Below are 23,234 nucleotides of genomic sequence, written 5' to 3'. Positions count from 1 at the left end.
TCGCTCTTTTTAATTGGGTGATATCATTACAATCAGTGAATATGGTTCACGGCCATTGATGGGCTCTCTGTGAAAACAACGTCATCAAGTTGTAGGTTGATGCGTTCCAACTTGCTTTCCATCTTCTGACTTTTCTTAAACAGCTTCTGCTGCTTCTTAATCATCTTCGCCAGTTTCTTATTGTACTTCTCTTGCTTCTTCGCGGCTTTCTTCGCTCGCTTAAGCTCTTTTTTCTCACCACTGTTCGCCATAAGCTTTTTCAGCTTGGCTTTTTTCAATGATGGTTTCTTAGCAATACTTGCAACGCTAGGGTCAAACATTTGAACGGCAGAATCAGGCGTATCCACAACTTCAGCCAGTGTTATTTCAGGCTTAGGCAATGTTTCAGCCAACAGACCACACGCCGCTTTCTCTTCGGCAGGTTTGTTTTGACAGCCAATCGGTGGAATTGCGGTTGGTTTGCATAAGTTCGCTTCGTCCGCCGATGAACGCGCACAAGAACGACACACAAACTTTGGCTGGGTAACCAAGCTGTGGATCTCGCCTAGGTGTTCGGTAATATCTCGACGGTTTAACTTACAAAAGCGTTTAGCCATGCTACAACTCCAGCTAAGAATAATAATGATTCTTAGTTAGATATACATCCGTAACGCGACTATCGCAAGTGTTAAATGGTGATTTATCGTATTTATGACGGGAAATTTTCTTAGCGTGTTGCTAAGTTATTGATGCTTTACTTAAGTCATTGATGCTTTCACATAGACGTCAAAACGATTCTTTTTAGTTTCGATCGCCATGCTTGGTTTTTGCTCGTCTAGCCATGCTGCGTAATCGGGTCTTTTGACCACAACTCGCTTTGATGCCAATTTCATTGCAGGCTCCAACAAACCATCAGCATCTAAATCTGCACCGACCAAAGATTGGAATACGCGCATCTCTTTTTTGACCAGAGCCGATTTCTTTTTGTTCTCAGGGTGCGGATACATTGGATCGAGATACACCACATCTGGCTGCTCGAAGTTAGGATCATTACTCAGCTTATCTAACGCATCATGGCTTGAAGCGTGAATCAACTTCATACGTTCACTTACCCAGCCACCGATATCTGGGTCTTGCTGGGCGCGCTGTAAGCCATCATCCAGCAAAGCTGCTACTACAGGGTGACGCTCAACCATTTGTACCTTACAACCGAGAGAGGCCAATACAAACGCATCGCGACCTAAGCCAGCCGTGCCATCAAGAATGGTTGGCGTAGCCCCTTTATTTAAGCCTGCCGCCTTGGCGATCGCCTGACCTTTACCACCACCAAACTTACGTCGATGACCAACCGCGCCGCCGACTAGATCAACAAAGATAGCGCCAAGTTTTGGTTCGTCCACTTTGCGTAACTCAAGTCGCTCGTCAGTCAGCACCAAAGCAAATTCGCTGTTTTCATCATGAGATAAATTCCAACGGGCCGCTAAGTCATTTAAATGATCGATTTGGGTAGCATCTTCGCAAATCAGTTGTAGTTGCAAGGTCGTCTCCAACAGACAGTAGTATTCAAAACAAAAGAGGCAACCAGTTTACCTGATTGCCTCAACAATACATATTAACGGAGCAAACTATTAGCTCTCAAAGCTGTTAGCTCTTAAATTACCAGAGCTAATGAATCCTCATCATGTAACTTGGTTTACTTAATTGAGGTGCTCTAGCGCTCGCTCTTTCTGTAACTCTTCAACCAGTTCTGCAAGCGGCTTAGGTCGGCCAATAATGTAGCCTTGTGCGTAGTTCACACCTAGCTCAATCAGCTTGTCGATAATCTGGGTATTCTCGACAAATTCCGCCACCGTGTATTTGCCCATTTGCTTGGCTAAATCATTGATCGAACGAACCATCACATGATCCATCTCGTTGACATCAATATCACGCACAAACAAGCCATCGATCTTCACAATATCAACCGGAAGCTTCTTCAAGTAACCAAACGACGATAAACCAGAGCCAAAATCGTCTAATGCAATCATGCAGCCAAGCTCTTTAATACGAGTGAAGAACTTGATCGCCTGCTTCATGTTGCTCATCGCAGCCGTTTCAGTGATCTCCAAACAAATCTTATGACACGGTATCGACGAGTTGCTCAAGCTATCTATCAGGAACTCAACAAACTCACGATTACCCATCGAGTGACCAGAAAGGTTAATTGAGCACATCCCTAGCTCATCAATCAGATGTGGGCGTTGCTCTAACCAACTCAGCGTTTGACCTACTACTTGGCGGTCAATCAAGTGCGCGATGTTGTAGCGCTCAGAGGCTGGCATGAAGATCCCGGGAGAGATGTATTCCCCTTTGATGTTCTTGATACGTACCAAGATTTCAAAGTGCATTTTCTCGCTTTCTTCATCTAAGCCAAGAATACGCTGTGCAAACAGCTCTAGGCGATCATTGGCTAAGGCTTCATGCACTAGGTTCACGCACTCCATCTCTAGATGACGACGACGCAGGTCTTCATCATCTTGATGATAAAGGTTATAGCGGTTACGACCTTCTTCTTTGGCCGCGTGACACGCCGCATCGGCTTGAGCATGCACCATCTGCGGTGAAGCCGCGGTATGGTCAATCAATCGGATGCCAATAGAGCAAGTCAGATTGAGGCGAATATCATCCCACAAAAATGGATTCTCACTCATCATCGAGATAATACTGCGACACACATTCACGGCGTCTCGCTCGGTACAGTCTTTGATAAGGACCGCAAACTCGTCACCGCCCATTCGTGCCAACACCGCATTGTATGGCAGCACATCTTCGAGTAATTGCGCACTAAACAAGATCGCGGCATCGCCCGCTTCATGCCCTGCGGTGTCGTTCAAGACTTTCAGTTGGTCTAGATCTAAGAACAACATCGCGTGGGTGCGCATGTGGCTCTCGACCTCTTTCAGCGCCTTTTGTAGCTCTTGCTCAAAGTGGTTGCGGTTAAAGGTGTCAGTCAACAGATCGTACTGGGCTTGATACTCTAGCTTTTCTGACAGCTCGTGTGTTTCTGTGATGTCTTCACCCACAATCAGTAGCTGATCCGACTCCACCAGCGGGCGGATATTTTCTCGAATCCAGATCGTGCTGCCGTCGGCATGGCGATACTCAATATCACGACGCCACACACCTCGAATCTTGTGTTGTGGTTGCAGCAGGATATGACGAGGAATCATCGCATTCTCATCGACATAGAACTCTCTAGGACGATGACCTAAAAGTTCATCCAGAGGGTAACCAAGCAGCTCTTCAGCAAACTGGTTCACTTGTTGAATGCGGTTATTGCCATCCAAAGTAATCATCATCACGGGTTGTTTGTCGTAATACAGCTTTAGGTTCGCTTCACGCTGGAACAGCTTGTTCTCAGCCAACTTACGTGAGGTGACATCACGTGCTTCAAACAAGAACTGAATATCACCTTCTTCACTGCCCGGCATCGGCTTCAGTGAGATATCCAATACCATCGCACCGCGGTCACGACACCATACCTCAGCCTCAAACCTCAGAGCCGGATGATCTCCTTTCTCTGCAAAGTACTCTCTCAACACCTCACCTGCAGAATCTTCCCAGTGTTGATGTTGTTGAAGCGGCGTTCCCAATTTATAGCCTTGATTGTAAAGCAGCTCATGCAGCTTGCTGTTACTCGACAGCAATACGCCACCTTTATCGATGATGCCCATAAATTGCAGGCTCTGATCGAATATCGATTCAAGCAGTCGTTGGCTTTGGCGACTTGCACGTTCACTCTTTTTGAGGCGATTAAGGTAATACACCAACACTGCGATAACACACGACATGCTCAAGAACATTAAGCCGATGGTGCGAATTTCATCACGGTAGCGCATTAAGAATGACTTAGGCTTATTGAGAAATGTCACCGAGGCTTCATTTTCAGCGCCCAGATCCCAACGAGAGATCTGTTGATAATCGAGTTTGATTTCTGGAGCGCCAGCCACCACTAACGGCAATGGCTCATCAGGGTGATTCAGCACATTCAATAACACGCGTCCGGTGTCACGCCCTTGCGTTTCGCCGCTTTGAATCACGCCACCAATAGCACCAAAACCAAGCCCCAAATCATGCACCATATACAGTGGCATTTGGGTCTTGATGTTCAGTTGTCGCCAATCTTCATCGCTGCTCACTCTGCCTTGCGCATCGCGGTAATACGCCCAAAACAGCAAGCTCTTGCCTAAATCGGCACGTTGAGAAAATTCCATTAGTTCTTGGTAAGAATCCGGCACATAGTGCTCAACGAGGTCAGAGAAGTCCGGATGGGTTTTGATGAACAGATCGATTTGAGAACGAATCGCCTCACCCGTGACCGAGTGATCGGTAACGATGTAGATCTTCTTTACGGTCGATTGAAGACGTTTAACCAGCTCGATATTGCCCACTAAGTCGATATCTTCAGTGATGCCCGTTGCGTTCAAACCTTCGATCATCTCAGGGGAGAAATTGTTGATGCCACCAAAGATGACAGGTGTGCCCTTGAGATCAGGCGCAAGACGCTTCATTAGGTTGAGTGCATTGTTATCACTAACGACAATCGCTGCAAATTCTTCATGCTGCAGCTTGGTGTGATAAAGCTGATACACACGCTCTAGGTATTCTGGGTTTTGAGTACGTTTACTATCGAGATAAACGACACGGTAAGACAGCCCATCACGATCGAGCTCGTCTGATAATCCTTTATGAAAATCATCCGTCCAGAAAAAACCTTGATGGTAGGAGTGGATCACCAATACATCTTTTGTCTGAGCCGAAGCAAATACGCTCCAACACATCGCAATAAATAACACCCAAAATCGCACTGAATTCACCCTAACATCATCGTTGCTGCTAATATTATCACCCTTGGCTATGATATGTACTCTAGCCAATATATTTTCATTAAATCTAAGGGTTAAGCATGTCCACAACCACCGCTCGTCTCGATGACCTAGACCGTGCCATTCTGAAAACCTTAATGGAAGATGCTCGTACGCCTTATGCCGAGATGGCAAAGCAGTTCGACGTTAGTCCTGCGACCATTCACGTTCGAATCGAGAAAATGAGATCGGCCGACATTATTGAGCGTACCGAGGTTGTGGTAAACACGAAAAAGCTAGGTTACGACGTGTGTTGCTTTATTGGTATCAATCTCAATGCAGCCAAAGATTACCACTCGGCGATCGCCAAGCTGAATGCGTTAGATGAGGTGGTTGAAGCGTACTATACCACCGGTGCTTACAATATCTTTGTAAAGCTGATGTGTAAGTCGATTGAAGAGTTGCAGTTTGTGTTGATCGATAAGCTGCAGGCGATTGATGAAGTGCAGTCGACAGAGACACTGATTTCATTGCAGAACCCTATCAACCGCAACGTGAACCCATAATTGTTTGATAAATAGATACAAAAAGAGCCTCACAAGGAGGCTCTTTTTACATTCTGATCAGCTCAATATTAAGCGCTGATGCCCGCATGACGCAGCATCGCATCAATTTGTGGCTCACGACCACGGAAGCGTTTGAACAGCTCCATCGGCTCTTCACTGCCACCCATTTCAAGGATGTTGTTCAGGAAGCGATTACCGGTTTCAGTGTTGAAGATACCCTCTTCTTCAAACGCTGAGAACGCATCGGCTGAAAGCACTTCTGCCCATAAGTAGCTGTAGTAACCCGCGCTGTAACCACCAGCAAAGATGTGACCAAAGCTATGAGAGAAACGGTTCCAATCAAGGCTTGGCAGCACCGATACCTTAGATTTTACGTCCGCTAGCGTTTCTAGTACGCGAGCACCCACTTCTGGGTCATATTCAGTGTGAAGCGTAAAGTCGAACAAACCAAGCTCTAGCTGACGCAAGATAAACATCGCAGATTGGAAGTTCTTCGCCGCTAGCATCTTCTCTAGCATCTCTTTTGGTAATGCTTCACCCGTTTCGAAGTGACCCGAGATAAACGACAGCGCTTCTTCTTCCCAACACCAGTTTTCTAGGAACTGACTTGGTAGCTCAACCGCATCCCAAGGCACACCATTGATACCCGCAACTGCGCCCGCTTCAACTTGCGTTAGCATGTGATGGATACCGTGGCCAAACTCATGGAACAAGGTAACCACTTCATCATGAGTAAACAGTGCTGGCTTATCACCAACTGGCTTGTTGAAGTTACACGTTAGGTAAGCGACGGGTGTTTGTAGCTCACCAGATTCAGTAATACGACGACCACGACAGTCATCCATCCAAGCGCCGCCACGTTTGTGTTCACGCGCGTATAGGTCTAGGTAGAAGCTACCGCGCAGTGCACCTGTCGCATCAAAGATATCAAAGAAGCGCACAGACTCGTGCCATGTATCGACGCCTTCACGCTCTGTTACCGACATACCAAACACACGATTCAGTACCTCAAACAGGCCTGAAACCACGTTTGACTCAGGGAAGTAAGGACGAAGCTCTTCATCAGAGATCTCAAACAGGTTCTGCTTCTGTTTTTCGCTGTAGTAAGCGATATCCCACAGGTTTAGTTCAGAAACACCAAACTCTTTTTCCGCAAACTGACGCAGCTCTTCAACTTCGCGTTCACCTTGTGGTTTTGCTTTTATTGCTAGGTCGTTAAGGAAGCCAAGAACCTGATCTGGCGTTTCAGCCATTTTAGTCGACAGTGATTTCTCGCTGTAGGTGCTAAAGCCCAGCATACGAGCGATCTCGTGACGCAGTTTAAGCTGCTCTGTGATGATCTCAGTGTTGTCCCATTTGCCTGCATTCGGGCCGCGATCCGAAGCGCGTGTTACGTAAGCTTCGTACAACTCTTTACGTAGCGCTTGGTTATCACAGTAAGTCATCACAGGTAGGTATGATGGGATATCTAGAGTCAGTAGGTAACCTTCTTGCTCTTTAGACTCGGCCGCCGCTTGAGCTGCCGCCAGTGCTGATTCAGGCATACCCGCTAATTCAGCAACATCAGTAATCTGCTTGCTCCAACCCATTGTTGCATCAAGCACGTTGTTTGAGAATTGAGAACCTAGCTCAGACTGGCGCTTGCTGATCTCGCCGTAACGGTGCTGCTCGTCTGCTGGCAAGCCAATGCCTGACAGTTCGAAGTCACGCAGTGCGTCTGTTATGTTTTTTTGTTGAGCTCGGTTTAATGCTGAGAATGCTTCACTCGCCTTGATCGCTTTGTACGCTTCAAACAAGCCTTTGTGTTGACCAACCCAAGTGCCGTACTCAGACAATACTGGCAAACAGCTCTCATACGCTTCTCGCAGTTCGTCGCTGTTCACAACAGAGTTCATGTGGCTTACTGGTGACCAAATACGGCCTAAACGATCATCCACTTCTTCAATCGGAGCAACTAGGTTGTCCCAGCTTGGTGAAGTATTACCTTCAAGTACTTGTTCTATCTTGTTGCGACACGCTTCAATCACTTGCTCAACCGCTGGCTTAACGTGCTCAGGTTTGATTTGTGAAAACGGAGGTAAGTCCGTGAAGGTTAATAGCGGATTAGACATATAAACATTCCTTTGGCTTTAGAGACTTTCGTCTTTTTTGTAATGAGGTCGTCTTACAGTCATCAGGCTCAGGTTCGCCCTAAAAAAATCACCTGCGAATAGTTATTAAATAGTGCCCAATAAAGCAAATTTCAATAGTAGAACCAATAACTAACCACATATTGCGAACGACTGTTCCTGAATTGTTCGAGAATTTATGTTCCATTGAGGGTTATAATGGTCTGATTAACCCCACCTACACTAACCACACTCTAAATCGAGAGTGTTACGAGAGTTTAATTTGTTAAGTTATCGCCACAGCTTCCACGCAGGTAACCATGCCGACGTAGTAAAGCATATCGTACAGAGCCTTATTCTTAATTCTTTGAAACAGAAGGATAAGCCTTTTGTTTATCATGACACTCACTCTGGTGTAGGTCGTTACGACTTAACGCATGAATGGTCTGAAAAAACTGGTGAATACAAGCAAGGTATTGCACGCGTGTGGGAGCAAAAAGACCTTCCTGAAGACATTCAAAGCTACCTTGAGTCTATCTCAACGCTAAACAACGGCGACAAGCTGCGCTACTACCCGGGTTCACCACGTGTTGCCCGTGCCCACCTGCGCGACCAAGACCGTATGGTACTAACTGAGCTTCACCCAGCCGATCACCCGCTGCTTGAGCAAGAGTTCCACCGCGATCGTCAGGTATCTATCTACAAAGAAGATGGTTTCCAACGCTTAAAAGGTAGCCTGCCACCAAAAGAGCGTCGTGGTTTGGTACTTATCGATCCGCCTTATGAGCTAGCAAGAGAGTACCGCGATGTAGTGACTGCGATTGCTCAAAGCCATAAGCGCTGGGCAACCGGTATCTACGCAATTTGGTACCCGGTAGTAAACCGTTGTGACATCGAAGATATGATCGAAGGCCTTGAAGGCTTAGGCATCAACAAGATTTTACAAATCGAACTTGGCGTATCACCAGACACCAACGAGCGTGGCATGACAGCATCAGGCATGATTGTTATCAACCCACCTTGGAAACTAGAAAGCCAAATGAACGAGATTCTTCCATTCTTGAAGGAAGCAATTGCACCGGCAACCGGTCACTTCAAAGTAGAGTGGATCGTACCCGAGTAATCTCGAATCCACATCATAGACTGAAGAATCTTCAACAGACTGTGATGTGGACGAATAAATTTTAAACAGGGAGATTGAGTTCAACCGATCTGCCCTCAATATAATAATTAGACAATTTAAGAATCTATAGGACGTAGGTATCCAGTGCTCTCACTGTGACTACAACCTTCAATAAATGGAGAAAGTAATGGCGACTCATTTTGATTACATCTGTATCGGTGGCGGTTCAGGCGGCATCGCATCAGCAAACCGCGCTGCTATGCACGGTGCAAAAGTTGCACTTATCGAAGCTCAAGACCTTGGCGGTACTTGTGTAAACGTTGGTTGTGTTCCTAAAAAGGTAATGTGGCACGGCGCTCAAGTAGCTGAAGCGATCAACCTATACTCTGAAGACTACGGCTTTGATGTTGACGTAAAAGGCTTCAACTGGGGCAAACTGGTTGAAAATCGCCAAGCGTACATTGGTCGTATCCACCAATCTTACGACCGCGTACTGGGTAACAACAAAGTAAACGTAATCAAAGGCTTTGCTAAGTTCGTTGATGAAAAAACTGTTGAAGTGAACGGTGAACACTACACAGCAGATCACATCCTGATCGCGGTAGGTGGTCGTCCAACGATTCCAAACATCCCAGGTGCAGAATACGGCATCGATTCAAATGGCTTCTTCGACCTGATGGAGCAACCAAAACGCGTTGCAGTTATTGGTGCTGGCTACATCGCGGTTGAAATCGCAGGCGTACTAAGCGCACTTGGAACAGAAACACACCTGTTCTGCCGTAAAGAATCTCCATTACGTAGCTTCGATCCAATGATCATCGAAACGCTAGTAGAAGTAATGGAAGCAGAAGGTCCAACACTTCACACGCACTCAGTGCCTAAAGAAGTTGTGAAAGAAGCGGACGGCACACTGACTCTACACCTAGAGAACGGCAACACTCAAAACGTTGACCACCTTATCTGGGCTATCGGCCGCCACCCAGCGACTGACGCTATCAACCTAGCATCAACTGGCGTTGAGACGAACGACCGTGGCTACATCAAAGTAGACGAGTTCCAAGCAACTAACGTTCCTGGCATCTACTGTGTTGGTGACATCATGGAAGGCGGTATCGAGCTAACTCCTGTAGCTGTTAAAGCAGGTCGTCAGCTTTCTGAGCGTCTATTCAACGGTCAAACCAACGCGAAGATGGACTACAAGCTAGTACCTACTGTTGTATTCAGCCACCCACCTATCGGCACGATCGGTCTAACGACTCAAGAAGCTGAAGAGCAGTACGGCAAAGACAACATCAAGGTATACACATCGGGCTTCACTGCTATGTACACAGCAGTAACTAAGCACCGCCAACCTTGTAAGATGAAGCTAGTATGTGCTGGCGAAGAAGAGACAGTAGTCGGCCTACACGGCATCGGCTTCACTGTTGATGAAATGATTCAAGGCTTCGGCGTTGCAATGAAGATGGGCGCAACCAAAGCAGATTTCGACTCTGTTGTGGCAATTCACCCTACGGGCAGCGAAGAATTCGTAACTATGCGTTAATCGCAGGTCATAAGATCAAAGATAGAAGCAGGCGTAGGCCTGCTTTTTATTAACCAGCTTGAACAAAAAAAGAACGCACAAAGCACTGATATATAAAAAATTATAAAAGATTGTCAAATCTCAGCAAAATCTACAGATCGTACTTATAGAATCCCGTTCATAATAATTCTTGAACGAGCGACAATGTCAGTAGTCAACCCCCGTATAACCGATCTTTTTTATCAATTATTGGATCTATCAGAGGCAGAAAAAACAAAATACCTAAAAGAATTAAAATCACACCAAGTCGAACTGTATAACAAGATTTATCCCCTTCTCTGCACGTCAGATTTAGAGCCTCTTACACACATATTTGGCGTAAGCGCCCTTCAAGCTACCGAAAAAAAAGTTAACTTCTCTGATACATACATAGATAAATACCACCTATCTTACGAAATAGGTCGTGGCGGCATTGGTATTGTCTATGCTGCTACTCGAGTGGATAAGACATTCCATCAAGATCTTGCAGTAAAACTCATTCAACCAGCTTTATCCCACATCATAGACAAAAAGTATCTGTTTCAAGAGGCACAAGCACTTGCGACGTTGAATCACCCGTATATAACCAAGGTGATCGATGGAGGGACACACGAAGGGTCTGTCTACATCGTTATGGAACATATTAAAGGTTGCACGTTGAACGAGTACCTTACGACCTGCCCCCTGAGTTACCCCAAAAAGCTTAATCTATTTTTAAAGATATGCGCGGCTATATCACACGCACACAAACACCAAGTGCTGCATACCGACTTAAAGCCAGAGAATATCTTGATCGATTGTGAGGGAAACCCAAAGATACTCGACTTTAATTTAATGAGAGGAATCAGTGACCAGTTATCAGCTCACCCACTCACTATCAATGCCTACAGTCATGACTACGCAAGTCCAGAGCAAATCAGCGGAAGCCCCCCCACATTCCAATGCGATATTTACGCTCTAGGAAAAATCTTAAGCTTCATGTTTCCTAAACTACTGATAAGTAAGGGAGACTTAAACTGCATCATTCAAAAAGCGACACGAAGCCATGCCTTACTGCGCTATTCGAGTACTAATGAACTCTATAACGACATTACGCAGCTGATCGCTTGTCGTCCAATCTCTGCATATCAAGACCAACCATTTCATTCTGCTCTAAAGCTATGTCAACGCCGCCCAATTCAATGTGCCTTATCTACTGTTCTCATTTGGTGTGGTATAGGTTTCTACACACCTTTGATAAAAAAAAACCAACAACTTCAAATAGAAAAACGCACTTCAGAAAGAGTCACAAGGCAATTTGTCCGAACGCTTTCTCAAATAAAAGAAAGCCCAAAATCGAAAGCATCGATCAATACAGTACTAAAACATACCCATAAAGCGGTCTTAGGCGATCCTGGTATACCAACAAAAACAAAGATGAAACTGTTACGAATCATTGCCCCACAAACAACTAGGACAGAATCAACAAAAGGAAACTGCTAACCATGAATAACCAACTTACTGATATAGAATCGCTCATGAGAGATTGGAAAGCTGGGCATAAATGGGCAGAACAAAAGCTCTATCGTTTCGCTTACGCCCACCTCTACACCCTCGCTCAAAAAGAGAGAAAAAGGAGCACAACCAAGCATGAGCAAAGCTGTTGGGTGTCTTGGAATAGCATCCACAACACAACGGCGTTAGTTCACGATGCTTACCTAAAGCTCTCTTCTTCCGAGACTCAATCAATAGAACACACTCGTGATTTCCTGTTGATGGCAGCAAAAATTATGCGACAAATACTCATCGATAACGCTCGACGTCAACAGGCACAGAAACGCCAACTACCCACAAAAGTCCCCTCTCAAGAAGAAAGGCATTTCGAGCAACTAATCATTATAGATAAGGTTGTTGACCACTTTACCTTGAATTACCCAAGACAATCACAAGCATTCAAACTGAAATACCTTATGGGACTTCAAACTCAAGAAATCAGCCAGCTACTAACCTGTAGCGACAGCCTAATTGAAAAGGATTTAAAGTTTTCTCGCTCTTGGTTAACGAGGAAAATAAACACGCAGCACAACCCCATTTATTGAAAAATAATTTACGGTATTTCACTCAAATTTCGTGCCTTGTGAAATCCACTCTAGAAAGGTAAAAACGCCGAAGATCTTAATTAACCTAAAAATAATTACTCTTCAGAGTAAGGATAAAAAATGAAAAAGGTAACGTTATTAGCGGCTGCGGTGGCACTAGGCTTAGCAGGTTGTGGGAGCGATAGTTCTAACTCAGGTGTAACAACACCGACAGAGCCATCGATAACAACCAACAAATTTATCGATGCAGCTGTTGAAGGTATCTACTACAACACCAGTTCTGGCTTAAGCGGGGTTACGAATAGTGAAGGCGAATTTACCGCTAAAACTAGCGACACGGTTACCTTCTTCATCGGTGGTGAAAACGGCTTAAAAGTAGGTGCAGCATCAAACCGTGATGTACTGACTCCATTTGAAGCGGCGGGAAAATATGCTCGCGCACTTAACCTAGCAATTTTACTTCAATCTCTGGATAACCAGTTTGGTAGTACTTCAGATGAAGTACTGACAATTCCAGAAGTGCTGCGTGCACCTGATGCTGCTACGTTAGTGAAGATGAAAGACCTGAGTCTTGATGACCGTGCTAGCGTAACTGATTTCCTAGATGCGATGGGTGTAGAAGCTGCAAATATCACATCTGAAGGCGACGCTCTAACTCATATGCAGTCTGCGTTTGGCTCAATGGAACGCGGTGATGACTCTGCAAACCCATTTATCACTGCTGGTAAATTCGTTCGTTACATTGATGTAACCCAGAACTCCGACAAATTCATATACGTTCACGCTGACAAACTAATGGAAGAGGAAATGTTCGATCGTACTCGCGGCATGACCGAGATGACGTTCAAAGTAAACTCTGCGGACTCAGTAACTATGTTTGCAGGATCTAACGACTATTCGCTATCAGAAAGCTTTGCTGAGCAATACCTAACATGTGTATCCAACTCTGCTCATCAATGGATAGATGAAGACAGCTCGAAGCTTCAAGGTTGTGATACAAACAAGGATGGTGCTGTAGACCAAACAAATGGCTCAATGACACCTGAAAGCAAATTCGTATTGAATAATGCGTTTGCCTACAAACTTCGAGACTTAGCAAAATCAGCAACCGCTGATGAAGAGATCACAGCCGAAGACATTAAAGGATGGAAGCCATTTGATGTCCAAAAAGCATCTGACTTGAATCACTACACAGCAAACAATCTCTGGGATGACAAAGATAAAGAAAGCGACCCATCAAACTGGATTCGTGATACTACTTCTGGCTCTTTCGATCCAGTAACTGGCATTTATTCTGAGATTGTTAAGAAAGAAACGCTGGGTAGCGACGCAAACAACCCCCAACCTCGCGTAACAGAGCGTGTTGCATACTACTACGAGATCCCAACAAAAGATTCTGAACGTTACGTAGATTTCACTGGTACATGGGAAACAAAAGAGTACTGTGACAATGGCGAAGTTGCAGTGAGTACTATGCTGTTCGGCGCAACAAAAGTAACGACATCAGGTTCTGAGTGTGACAGCGAAAACGGCGGCCAATCTTCGCCTGAAGATATGGGGCAGTTTGATGCAACCTACGCGGAGTTAGGCGCTATCGATTACTGGTGGTTTGGTCAAATAGGCCGTGCTTCAAAAGCGACATTAACAGAACTGAACACAGTAGTTCGTTTCTGCGACCAAGACAATTACGTTGCAGGCTCGTCGTGTCACTCAAACGATGAATATTTTGTTAAGTGGGAATACCAACCTGCTGGATCAAACTGGGATGAAGGCCTACTTATCCGTCGTAAGATGGATAACACAGGTAACACCGATGGTCGTGTTAGCATCATGCAGAAAATCAACTAATCACAGAGTTAGTTTGATGACTTAATCAGAAACCAGAAGCAATGCTTCTGGTTTTTTCATTTCTAACCCGCATGAACCTTAAAACAACTATTAACGTAGATACCAAAACAAAGACCTATCTAGAACAGCAATGGAGTTTGTGATGAATCTACTAATTGAATCATTTGAAGGCGGGATTTACTTAGCTTACCAAGTCGTTGGCGAGCAAAAACAGTTAATTAAGGACGACCACCAGCACCCAATGAAGTTTTTGAGTGTCAATCAAGCACGCGACCACTTCAGTGACCAAGGTGTAGCGTCGGCTACCCTCATTCATAACAGCGCTTATGATGAAATGTGTGGTGAGCACTGTGGCAGTACACAACCGTTCGAGATTGATTTGAAGTGGAGTTAAATCAACTTCAAATCAATCGTGATAAAAATGGAAAGGCTTGCACTAGTGCAAGCCTTTTTCTTTAGGGTCTCATTTCTTATCGTACTGTGCGTTTTTGTCTGCGCTTGATGTTTTGCTCTTTCACGACAAAGTCGAACAGCGGAGCGAACAGGTTAGCAAACAAGATAGCGAGCATAATGCCCTCTGGGTAAGCAGGGTTGAGCACTCGGATACCGACCGTCATTACACCAATCAAGATCCCGTAAGCCCACTTACTTTGGTTAGTAAACGCCGCAGAAACCGGATCCGTTGCCATAAAGAAAGTACCAAACGCGACACCGCCTAATACGAAGTGCCAGTAGAACGGCATCGAGAACATAGAGTTAGTCTCTGAGCCAATCCAATTCATCAAGCTCGACGCCGCCACAAGGCCGACAATCACACCCGCTACAATACGCCAAGAGGCTATCTTCATCACAATCAGAATCACACCCGTTAGCATGATCAGCAATGAAGACACTTCACCCATCGATCCTGGAATATTACCAATGAAGGCATCCATCCAAGTGATCGCCTCACCTGTTATGTTGTTGATGAGTGACGAACTACCGCCTTCATACCATTGGCTCAGTGGTGTCGCACCTGAATAGCCGTCAGCGGCAACCCATACCAAGCCACCGGACATGTTGGCAGGATAGGCAAAGTAAAGAAACGCTCGACCCGCTAATGCAGGGTTGAGGAAGTTTCGCCCAGTACCACCAAACAACTCCTTGGCAACGACGATACCGAAGGTGATACCTAGAGCTGCTTGCCATAGCGGAATCGTTGGTGGAAGAATTAAGGCAAAGAGAACCGAGCTCACAAAGAAGCCTTCATTGACCTCGTGTTTTCGTACAACCGCAAATAAGACTTCCCAAAAACCACCAACCACAAACACTGTGGCATAAACAGGAAGAAAGTAGAGAGCACCGAGAAACATCTGGCTTCCCCAGCCACTAGAGACTAAAGCTTCAGCACTACCAAACGCCCATGATAAGCGCCAACTGCTGTCGATGATGGAGGCAAGCTCTGCGCCAGAATAGGTCACAGTCAAACCCATCACGGCTTGCTGACCGACGTTGTACATACCCCAGAACATTGCGGGAAAAGTGGCTAGCCACACCAGAATCATGATGCGTTTGAGATCTATGCTATCTCGAACATGGGTTACGCCACGGTTTACGTTGCCGGGCGTGTAAAAGATGGTCGCGAAAGCCTCATACACAGGGTAGAGCTTTTCGTACTTACCACCCGCTTCGAAGCGCGGAGCCACGTCTTCTAATCGTTTTTTCAAACTCATAATCTCAATCACCTTATTGCTTGAGTTATGGTTTTCTACGCATCAACGGCTCTATTTGAACAATTTCTAACGATATTTAATCAAATTCGTTTTGAAGAAGTGAACATCAATAACTTAGACCAACATTGAAAAAGAAAAATCTAAAAACAACAAAGCCCCAGCGATGGCTGAGGCTTGTTTGGTATAACTACAGGTCGGAGTTACTTCACACACATCACGTTAAGTAGTGAGGAGCCTTTCAATTGGTTTACGTTACCGTTGGTAAACAGACCTTTCTTATCTGCGCCCCAATAAGGTAGGTGCATTGGCCAATTCTGTTTCTCCATTACCTTCGAACCTAAGATGCTCTGCCACTGCTTTTCAGTCATCAGCTTCATCTTGACCTGCTTACACACTAACTCAGCACTGGCGTAATCTAGACGACTCCAAGGCTTGCCTTGTTCCATGTAGAACTGTTGTTGGTGATCAAGAAGGTAAGGTATCGCATATTGAGAGCCAGCAACATTAGCCGTCACACGAATTTCGATATCAAGATCGTTGTTTGAGCTTGTACCACTACTTGGGAAAGCTTGAATTGCAGCAGCGCTGGTTACCGCTTGAGTTGCAACCACAGGTTTCGATGCTGGCTTAGCGACTGGTTTTAGCTTTGCCGGAGTAGGCTTAACCGCTTTGGATTCGACAGCTTTAGGTGCTGCTGCTTTTGCGACAATAGGTTGTGATGAAGTTTTCGACTTATCCACCATACGAATAAAGGCTTCACCATAGCCCGGAACCTTACGTACTTGAGCTAGGTCTTTTCTTGCATCAGAAAAGGTAGAGTAAGGGCCGATTAAACAACGGTAGTCACCGCCTTCAGGCTTCATCCAAACATTAGTCGAGATCTTTTCATATAGAGGTTTTGCACGGCTCAGCGACAAAGGCTTGTTCAGTAGGCCACATTGAACCCAGAACAGTTCGTTATCTGAATGACGTTTAGGCGCCTTGCTGCCCCAAACACCTTTACCAATCGGACATGACTGCTCTAGCTGTGGTAATTGATTGGTGCTTGCCTGAGTTGCATCACATAGAACCGACTCTGCACTAACTTGGCTCGATACCAAAAGGGATGCAGCGATAAGCCCCATACGATAATTTCTCATCACAGCACGACATACAGCATTCATTGTCAATTTCATAACCACCACTTAAACCCTTACGGGTTAATTATTACCGAATCAATGTCGATAAAACATGAATTCCATTTTAAGTATTATTGACAGTATCAATAATACTAAGTTCCAGATCCATTAAGCAAAAAAAGAGCCGTAATTGCTTACGGCTCTTAGTTTAGTGACTTTTTTTTCTAAAAATCAAACCGCGCTATCACCCTTTATAAATTTTAGGGTTAAACACGTCACGTAACCAGTCGCCTAGTAGGTTAATAACTAGAACTAATGTTACCAAAAGCACACCTGGGAATGCTGTGATCCACCATGCTCCTGAGAAAATGTAGTTAAAACCAGTACTGATCAGGGCACCCAGTGACGGTTGGTCTACCGGAAGACCTAAGCCTAGGAAAGAAAGTGCCGCCTCTGACATGATGGCATTTGCCACCTGTACTGTAGAGATAACCAAAATCGGTGATAAACAGTTAGGCAGAATATGACGGAACATGATGCGAGGCGCTCTGAAGCCCATCACACGCGCCGCTTCTACATACTCTTTCTTCTTCTCTGCCAATACCGATGCACGAATCGTACGCGCATACTGCGGCCATTCGGCAATACCGATGATCACCACCAGCATAACAACGGCATATTGCGCGTAGAAGTCACTACCGAAGCTTGCCTTAAAGATAGCCGAGACAATGATCGCAACCATCATGGTTGAGAACGAAAGCTGAACATCGGCAAAACGCATCAAGAAGCTATCGATACGGCCACCGAAGTAACCCGCAGACAGACCAATGATGATACCTAGAGTCAGCTGAAGGCCAACCGCTAAGAAACCAATCGTCAATGAAAGACGAGAGCCGTAAAGCATGGTCGATAGGATGTCACGACCTTGCTCATCAGTGCCCAGTAAGAAACGTTCTTCGCCGTCTTCCATCCAAGATGGTGGCAACTCTGAATCCATGATGTCGATAGACGTCACGTCATACGGGTCTGTTGGCGCTAAAATCGGTGCCGCGAGAGCCATCACTAAGAAGGCTGCAAAGATGGCAAAGCTGACCATTGCCACTTTGTCACGTAAGAAGTAGTACAGAATGTCTGACTGCTTGAATCGCTCCCAACGAGATGGAGCTGTTGTTGTTTGTTCCATGATTATGCTCCTTTCCCTGTGATGTTCACTGTTGGGTTAATGATGCCGTATAGCAAGTCAACAATGGTGTTCGTTACTACGAAGATAAGTCCTACGAAGATAACGTATGCGGTAATCAGTGGTGTATCCACTCGGTTAATCGCTTCAAGGAATAAGAAGCCGGTGCCCGGCCACTGGAATACAGTTTCAGTAAGAATGGTGTAAGCCACCATAGTACCGATTTGAACACCACCTACCGTTAATACTGGCAGCATTGTGTTTTTCAAAGCGTGTTGGTAGTAGATCTTGTTCAGGGCTAAGCCTTTTGCTTTACCAAACTTGATGTACTCAGAGCTAAGAACCTCTAGCATTTCAGAGCGTACTAGACGAATGAACAAAGGCAGCATGATAGATGCTAGAGCAATACTTGGCAGCACTAAGTGCGCAAGGCCATCTATCGTTAAGAAGCCAGACTCCCAACCAAACCAGTTTGCGGTCTCACCACGTCCAAACGACGGCAGCCAACCTAACTCAATAGAGAATACATACATCAACATGATTGCGGTTAAGAAAACAGGCACAGAAATGCCGATACTACTGCCCGCCATCACCAGTTTAGTGAAGAAGCTTTTTGGGTGTATTGCAGAATAAACGCCAAGTGGAATCGACAGACAAACAATGATCAGAGAAGCGCCAAACACAAGTTCAAGCGTTGCGACTAGTTTATCTAAGATTACGTCCACAGCTGGGCGTTTAAAGAAATATGAAGTACCAAGATCACCTTGTAGAGCTGCGCCCACAAAGCGAGTGTATTTTGTAATGAAGGGATCATTTAAGCCGAGTTCATCACGCAGCGCTTGACGCTCCGATTCTGAAACAGATTGACCGACTAACTCACGCAACGGGTCGCCCAGGTTATCCTGAATGGCAAACGCCACCAAACTGATCACAAACATCACTATCAGTGCCTGAAACAGGCGCTTGACCAGAAACGTAACCATTCCTTGCCCCTTATCTATCCATGACTATCTAGTCGAAATCCGCGACTAGATAACAAAATTCAGTCTTAAAAAAGGTATTTAGCCAGACTGAAGGAAGACCAAATACCGAAACTTAAATCTATTTCTTAATAACTTGAGAGCCTGAAAAGCTTCAGGCTCTCGATTCTAGCAAGCTAGATTATTTTACAACTAGGTCGCCGAAGTAAGGCATAACCATTGGGTTTACTACGTCTGCTGCACCTACGTTAGACTTCGCGCCCCACGCTTCACTTTGCCAGTGTAGCGGTACGAAAGCTGCGTCGTTGTATAGAGTTGCTTCAACGCCTTTCAGCATTTCAGAACGCTTAACAGGGTCAGTTTCGGTGTTAGAAGCTTCTACAATCGCATCCATTTCTGGGTTTGAGTAACCAGAACAGTTGTATTGACCACGGCCAGTCTCTTCGTTACGAGTCATAGTTAGGAACTCGTTGAAGTTCGCTGAATCTTCTGTATCTGAGTGCCAGCCGATCATCATCATGTCTGCTGAACATAGGTCAAACTCAGGCCAGTACTGTGCTTTAGGCATAGTCTTAAGATCAACTTTGATACCAATCTTAGACAGCATTGCCGCAGACGCTTGCGCTACTTTCGCATCGTTCACGTAACGGTTGTTTGGAGCCATCATAGTTAGCGTAAAGCCATCTTCGTAGCCCGCTTCTTTCATCAGCTCTTTCGCTTTTTTCAGATCGTAACGAGGAACTAGGTCTTCGTTGTGACCCGCGTAGCCTGTTGGGCTTTGCTGACCAGCTGCTGTTGCGAAGCCTTTCATGATCTTCTTAACGATACCTTCGTTGTTGATTGCGTGAACAATCGCCTGACGAACGCGAACATCTTTAAGAGCTTCGTTGCTGTTTTGGTTCATTTGGAACGTGATGATACGAGTACCAGGTAGCGTTACTAGATCGATGTTCTTAGCGTTTTTAACACGCTTGTGATCGTTTGGTGCTACTGGGTGAATCATATCAACGTCGCCAGAAAGAAGTGCTGCAACACGTGTCGCGTCTTCTTTGATTGGCACAAGTGTTAGCTTGTCTACGTTACCTTCAGTTTCTGTATCCCAGTAATCGTTGAAACGTTCGAACGTTACTTTAACGCCTTGCTCACGCTGCGTTACGATGAAAGGACCAGTACCTGAAACGTTAGTCGAAGCAAACGAGTTACCGTGCTTAACTAGCTCAGACTTGTCTTTACCTTCCGCTGTTTGGCCAGAGTAGAACTTGCTGTCCATTGGGAAGATGTAAGTTGCTGTTTGTAGTACTAGTGGGTAAGCCGCTTTTGATACTAGCTCAACTGTGTAGTCATCCACTTTGACCATTTTTTCGTATGGCGTGAAGATAGACTTAAAGTCTGGAGAAGCTTGTAGACGTTCAAAAGTCCACACAACATCATCAGCAGTCAGTTCGTTACCAGAGTGGAATTTCACACCTTTACGTAGGTTGAAGCGGAAAGTCGTTTCATCAACACGCTCCCAGCTAGATGCTAAGCGGCCTTCAAAATCCATCTCTTGAGTGAAACGTACTAGAGGGTCAAACACCATGTGAGACATTTGCAGTGTGCCACCAGACAGCTGCTCGTGCGGGTCAAGTGATACTGGGTCAGCTGCGTAGCCAACGGTAATATCTGCTGCTGCTGCACTAAAGCTTAGGCCAGCTGCCATTAAAGCTACTGCTAATTTGCTTTTCATGGTTTTCATTGCATAACTCCTTCATGCGGGAATCCAGATCCCTAGTTGTTGTATTTGCGTCTGTTTATTGTTGTTAGCAAGCTAAACTCCAGCCTGCTGATTTTTATACCGCGGCTTGTGCCACTGCTTTTTCTTCTCTTAAACCTGTAAATTCAGGCATTAAAGAAATCAGATGTTTGCTGTATTCATGCTGAGGCGATTGGAACAGCTGCTCTGTTGGCGCTACTTCCAATAGTTCTCCCATTTGCATCACACCAACACGGTCACACATTTGGCGAATAACCGGTAGATCGTGACTGATGAACAGCATGGTTAGGTTTAGCTCGTCTTGTAAGTCTTTTAGTAGGTTAAGGATCTGAGCCTGTACCGACACATCCAGTGCCGATGTTGGTTCATCACAAATCAAAAGACGCGGACGAGTTGCCAAAGCGCGAGCGATAGAAATACGCTGACGTTGACCACCTGAGAATTCATGCGGGTACTTCACCCCTGCCATCTTGCCTAAACCAACATGCTCTAGCAGGTCGTTCACGATCTGACGAGTTTCATTTTCGTTGCGAGTAAGCTTATGGAATCGGATAGGTTCAGCAATGATGTCGAATATCTTCATTCGAGGGTTCATTGATGTGTAAGGGTTTTGGAAAACCATCTGCATTTGACGACGCATAGGGCGACGCTCTTTTTCAGATTTCAGACCAGTAAGATCAACGCCTTCAAACGTTACCTTGCCTGAGTTCGGTGCGTATAAGCCAGCAATCACACGAGCAATTGTTGATTTACCTGAACCTGATTCACCTACTAGACCAAACGTTTCGCCTTCATGTACTTCAAAGCTCACGTTGTTTGACGCCTGAACGTACTCACGACGGCTCTCAAAGAATGAATCTTTAGTGGTGAAGCGCAGGTTTACGTTCTCAACGTTCAACAGTGGGCCAGTGTAATCACGGTGATCTTGGCTTTGACCTAACCAGTGGTTTTTTACATCCAGTGGTTCCATCTCTTGTGCTTCTTCGATGTAGCTAACAAGAGGGAAACGATCGAGTTTGCGATCTGAACGAGGCACCGCAGAGATAAGGCTGTGTGTATATGGGTGTTCAGGAGTGCCCAGCACTTTCGCTGTTGGGCCAAACTCAACTAAGTCACCACGATACATAACGGCTACGCGGTCGGTAACGTTAGATACCACGCCCATGTCGTGCGTTACCAACATACAACCTACGTTTTTCTTAATACATAGATCGCGAATCAAACCTAAAATTTGGTCTTGAATAGACACATCCAGTGCCGTTGTTGGTTCATCTGCGATGATAAGGTCAGGTTCACCTGCCAATGCGATCGCGATAACTACACGCTGACGCATACCGCCAGAGAATTGGTGTGGGTACTGCTTTAAACGGTTTTCCGGTTGTGGGATACCCACTTGGTTCATCAAGTCTAATGAACGCTGGTAGGCTTCTTGATCCGAAACCTTCATGTTGGCATGAATCGTCTCTTTTAACTGCTGTTCTACTGTGAATAGAGGGTTAAGAGACGTCATTGGATCTTGGAAGATAAAACCAATCTTTGAGCCGCGAACAGAACGCATCTGTTCAGGAGATAAGCCTGAGACTTTTTCGCCATCCAGAAATACCTCGCCGCTAGCAATGCGGCCGGGAGGGCTCAGCAAATCGATAACAGCATTACCTACTGTTGATTTACCAGCACCAGACTCGCCTACAACACCAACGATCTCACCACGTTCAATGTTGAACGAAAGCGATTTAACGGCGGCGTGAACTCCATGACGAGATGGGTATTCGATACGAAGATTTTTTACTTCTAAAAGTGACATTACCAGACCTCTACTGCTTTGGCGGCTTTCTGCCCTGTCTGCAAAATTGAATCCATTCTTACCAGAATATTGTTCTGATATTTTATACGGTTGACAATTTGGCAAATAATTCACAGAAAAGCAACAAAAATAGGATAAAAAGTCGACATTAAACGCTTAGCAAGCAAAAGTGACACATAACTATTCACCCAAAGAGCATATAGTAAGAAAAATCAACATTATATTAGCGGTAATAAATGCTCACAAACCCCTTACCACTACTTACTTGTAGACCTAAACCTGTGGTTCAAAGCAGATCTCACTACCATTCAATAAAAACAAATAATTATTCCAAAAAACAATTAACACTATAGAAACAAACGCTAACTTTGTTAATTTAAACAAACAAAACAACTAGATAGGATTATATTGACCACATATTTAACCATTTTCATTACTTATCTAAATAGAAGACAAGCAACCCAAAGGCTTAATAAATTAGATGATTTTTTGAAGTGCTTGATAGGAAGAAAGCTGTCAAATACATGCCTTAGTGGGCAGATTAAGAACCAAATTCAACTTTTCACAAAAATCTCTAGAC

17 protein-coding genes are annotated in these 23,234 nt (G+C 45.1%); 7 read left to right on the top strand and 10 right to left on the bottom strand.

Going from position 1 to position 23,234, the window contains the following annotated elements:
- Positions 1–32 precede the first annotated feature (32 nt).
- The 3 genes from OCV12_RS00290 to OCV12_RS00280 form a co-directional block, all read right to left on the bottom strand.
- Entirely contained in the window at positions 33–596 is a 564-nt protein-coding gene (locus tag OCV12_RS00290) for a hypothetical protein (RefSeq protein ID WP_261885075.1), read from the bottom strand.
- A 141-nt stretch (positions 597–737) separates the two neighbouring features.
- Complete coding sequence (locus OCV12_RS00285; protein WP_261885074.1) at positions 738–1,517, bottom strand: class I SAM-dependent methyltransferase; 780 nt, start codon at positions 1,515–1,517, stop codon at positions 738–740.
- A gap of 159 nt (positions 1,518–1,676) precedes the next feature.
- Entirely contained in the window at positions 1,677–4,799 is a 3,123-nt protein-coding gene (locus tag OCV12_RS00280) for an EAL domain-containing protein (protein ID WP_261885913.1), read from the bottom strand.
- A gap of 125 nt (positions 4,800–4,924) precedes the next feature.
- Between OCV12_RS00280 and asnC the strand changes: the two genes are divergently transcribed.
- Positions 4,925–5,389: a transcriptional regulator AsnC gene (gene asnC / locus OCV12_RS00275; protein WP_008218581.1), complete on the top strand. Its 465-nt coding sequence runs from the start codon at positions 4,925–4,927 to the stop codon at positions 5,387–5,389.
- 68 nt (positions 5,390–5,457) lie between these two features.
- Here asnC and prlC read toward each other — a convergent pair whose 3' ends face one another.
- The gene (prlC, locus tag OCV12_RS00270; protein ID WP_261885073.1) at positions 5,458–7,500 is read right to left on the bottom strand and encodes an oligopeptidase A; all 2,043 of its coding nucleotides are present in this window, start codon (positions 7,498–7,500) and stop codon (positions 5,458–5,460) included.
- Between the two features lie 280 nt (positions 7,501–7,780).
- Here prlC and OCV12_RS00265 point away from each other — a divergent pair, with 280 nt between their 5' ends.
- From OCV12_RS00265 to OCV12_RS00240, 6 genes are all read left to right on the top strand, one after another.
- Positions 7,781–8,620, top strand: coding sequence for a 23S rRNA (adenine(2030)-N(6))-methyltransferase RlmJ (locus tag OCV12_RS00265; protein WP_123950607.1), 840 nt, complete (start codon positions 7,781–7,783; stop codon positions 8,618–8,620).
- A 187-nt stretch (positions 8,621–8,807) separates the two neighbouring features.
- Complete coding sequence (gene gorA, locus OCV12_RS00260; protein ID WP_161753144.1) at positions 8,808–10,163, top strand: glutathione-disulfide reductase; 1,356 nt, start codon at positions 8,808–8,810, stop codon at positions 10,161–10,163.
- Positions 10,164–10,346: 183 nt separating this feature from the next.
- Complete coding sequence (locus OCV12_RS00255) at positions 10,347–11,663, top strand: serine/threonine-protein kinase (RefSeq protein ID WP_261885072.1); 1,317 nt, start codon at positions 10,347–10,349, stop codon at positions 11,661–11,663.
- Positions 11,664–11,665: 2 nt separating this feature from the next.
- Positions 11,666–12,259, top strand: a complete 594-nt coding sequence (locus OCV12_RS00250; protein WP_261885071.1) for an ECF-type sigma factor — start codon at positions 11,666–11,668, stop codon at positions 12,257–12,259.
- 120 nt (positions 12,260–12,379) lie between these two features.
- Positions 12,380–14,107 (top strand): hypothetical protein, encoded by a 1,728-nt coding sequence (locus OCV12_RS00245; RefSeq protein ID WP_261885070.1) that lies wholly within the window; start codon positions 12,380–12,382, stop codon positions 14,105–14,107.
- A gap of 142 nt (positions 14,108–14,249) precedes the next feature.
- Positions 14,250–14,501: a DUF6482 family protein gene (locus OCV12_RS00240; RefSeq protein ID WP_057621839.1), complete on the top strand. Its 252-nt coding sequence runs from the start codon at positions 14,250–14,252 to the stop codon at positions 14,499–14,501.
- 76 nt (positions 14,502–14,577) lie between these two features.
- Here the strand turns inward: OCV12_RS00240 and OCV12_RS00235 are convergent, their stop codons facing one another.
- From OCV12_RS00235 to OCV12_RS00210, 6 genes are all read right to left on the bottom strand, one after another.
- Entirely contained in the window at positions 14,578–15,819 is a 1,242-nt protein-coding gene (locus OCV12_RS00235) for an NADH:ubiquinone reductase (Na(+)-transporting) subunit B (protein ID WP_261885069.1), read from the bottom strand.
- Between the two features lie 200 nt (positions 15,820–16,019).
- Positions 16,020–16,994, bottom strand: a complete 975-nt coding sequence (locus OCV12_RS00230) for an SPOR domain-containing protein (protein WP_261885068.1) — start codon at positions 16,992–16,994, stop codon at positions 16,020–16,022.
- A gap of 187 nt (positions 16,995–17,181) precedes the next feature.
- Positions 17,182–18,120 (bottom strand): ABC transporter permease, encoded by a 939-nt coding sequence (locus OCV12_RS00225; RefSeq protein WP_017060135.1) that lies wholly within the window; start codon positions 18,118–18,120, stop codon positions 17,182–17,184.
- 2 nt (positions 18,121–18,122) lie between these two features.
- Positions 18,123–19,100, bottom strand: a complete 978-nt coding sequence (locus OCV12_RS00220) for an ABC transporter permease (protein ID WP_008218600.1) — start codon at positions 19,098–19,100, stop codon at positions 18,123–18,125.
- Positions 19,101–19,278: 178 nt separating this feature from the next.
- Positions 19,279–20,832 carry an ABC transporter substrate-binding protein gene (locus tag OCV12_RS00215; protein ID WP_017631993.1) on the bottom strand — a complete coding sequence of 518 codons (1,554 nt, stop codon included), beginning with the start codon at positions 20,830–20,832 and terminating at the stop codon, positions 19,279–19,281.
- Positions 20,833–20,926: 94 nt separating this feature from the next.
- Positions 20,927–22,654 (bottom strand): dipeptide ABC transporter ATP-binding protein, encoded by a 1,728-nt coding sequence (locus tag OCV12_RS00210; protein ID WP_086774448.1) that lies wholly within the window; start codon positions 22,652–22,654, stop codon positions 20,927–20,929.
- Positions 22,655–23,234 lie beyond the last annotated feature (580 nt).

The sequence above is a fragment of the Vibrio pomeroyi genome (assembly GCF_024347595.1).
Classification (GTDB): Bacteria; Pseudomonadota; Gammaproteobacteria; order Enterobacterales; family Vibrionaceae; genus Vibrio; species Vibrio pomeroyi.
The sequence above is the reverse complement of the archived record's forward strand: the minus strand, read 5'-3'. Positions and strand labels throughout refer to the sequence as shown.

Coding starts and splice junctions, on each gene's coding strand:
- asnC (WP_008218581.1), top strand. CDS start 4,925: ATGTCCACAACCACCGCTCGTCTCGATGACCTAGACCGTGCCATTCTG.
- gorA (WP_161753144.1), top strand. CDS start 8,808: ATGGCGACTCATTTTGATTACATCTGTATCGGTGGCGGTTCAGGCGGC.
- OCV12_RS00290 (WP_261885075.1), bottom strand. CDS start 596: ATGGCTAAACGCTTTTGTAAGTTAAACCGTCGAGATATTACCGAACAC.
- OCV12_RS00280 (WP_261885913.1), bottom strand. CDS start 4,799: ATGTGTTGGAGCGTATTTGCTTCGGCTCAGACAAAAGATGTATTGGTG.
- OCV12_RS00255 (WP_261885072.1), top strand. CDS start 10,347: ATGTCAGTAGTCAACCCCCGTATAACCGATCTTTTTTATCAATTATTG.
- OCV12_RS00210 (WP_086774448.1), bottom strand. CDS start 22,654: ATGTCACTTTTAGAAGTAAAAAATCTTCGTATCGAATACCCATCTCGT.
- OCV12_RS00215 (WP_017631993.1), bottom strand. CDS start 20,832: ATGAAAACCATGAAAAGCAAATTAGCAGTAGCTTTAATGGCAGCTGGC.
- OCV12_RS00230 (WP_261885068.1), bottom strand. CDS start 16,994: ATGAAATTGACAATGAATGCTGTATGTCGTGCTGTGATGAGAAATTAT.
- OCV12_RS00250 (WP_261885071.1), top strand. CDS start 11,666: ATGAATAACCAACTTACTGATATAGAATCGCTCATGAGAGATTGGAAA.
- OCV12_RS00225 (WP_017060135.1), bottom strand. CDS start 18,120: ATGGAACAAACAACAACAGCTCCATCTCGTTGGGAGCGATTCAAGCAG.
- OCV12_RS00235 (WP_261885069.1), bottom strand. CDS start 15,819: ATGAGTTTGAAAAAACGATTAGAAGACGTGGCTCCGCGCTTCGAAGCG.
- OCV12_RS00240 (WP_057621839.1), top strand. CDS start 14,250: ATGAATCTACTAATTGAATCATTTGAAGGCGGGATTTACTTAGCTTAC.
- prlC (WP_261885073.1), bottom strand. CDS start 7,500: ATGTCTAATCCGCTATTAACCTTCACGGACTTACCTCCGTTTTCACAA.
- OCV12_RS00220 (WP_008218600.1), bottom strand. CDS start 19,100: ATGGTTACGTTTCTGGTCAAGCGCCTGTTTCAGGCACTGATAGTGATG.
- OCV12_RS00245 (WP_261885070.1), top strand. CDS start 12,380: ATGAAAAAGGTAACGTTATTAGCGGCTGCGGTGGCACTAGGCTTAGCA.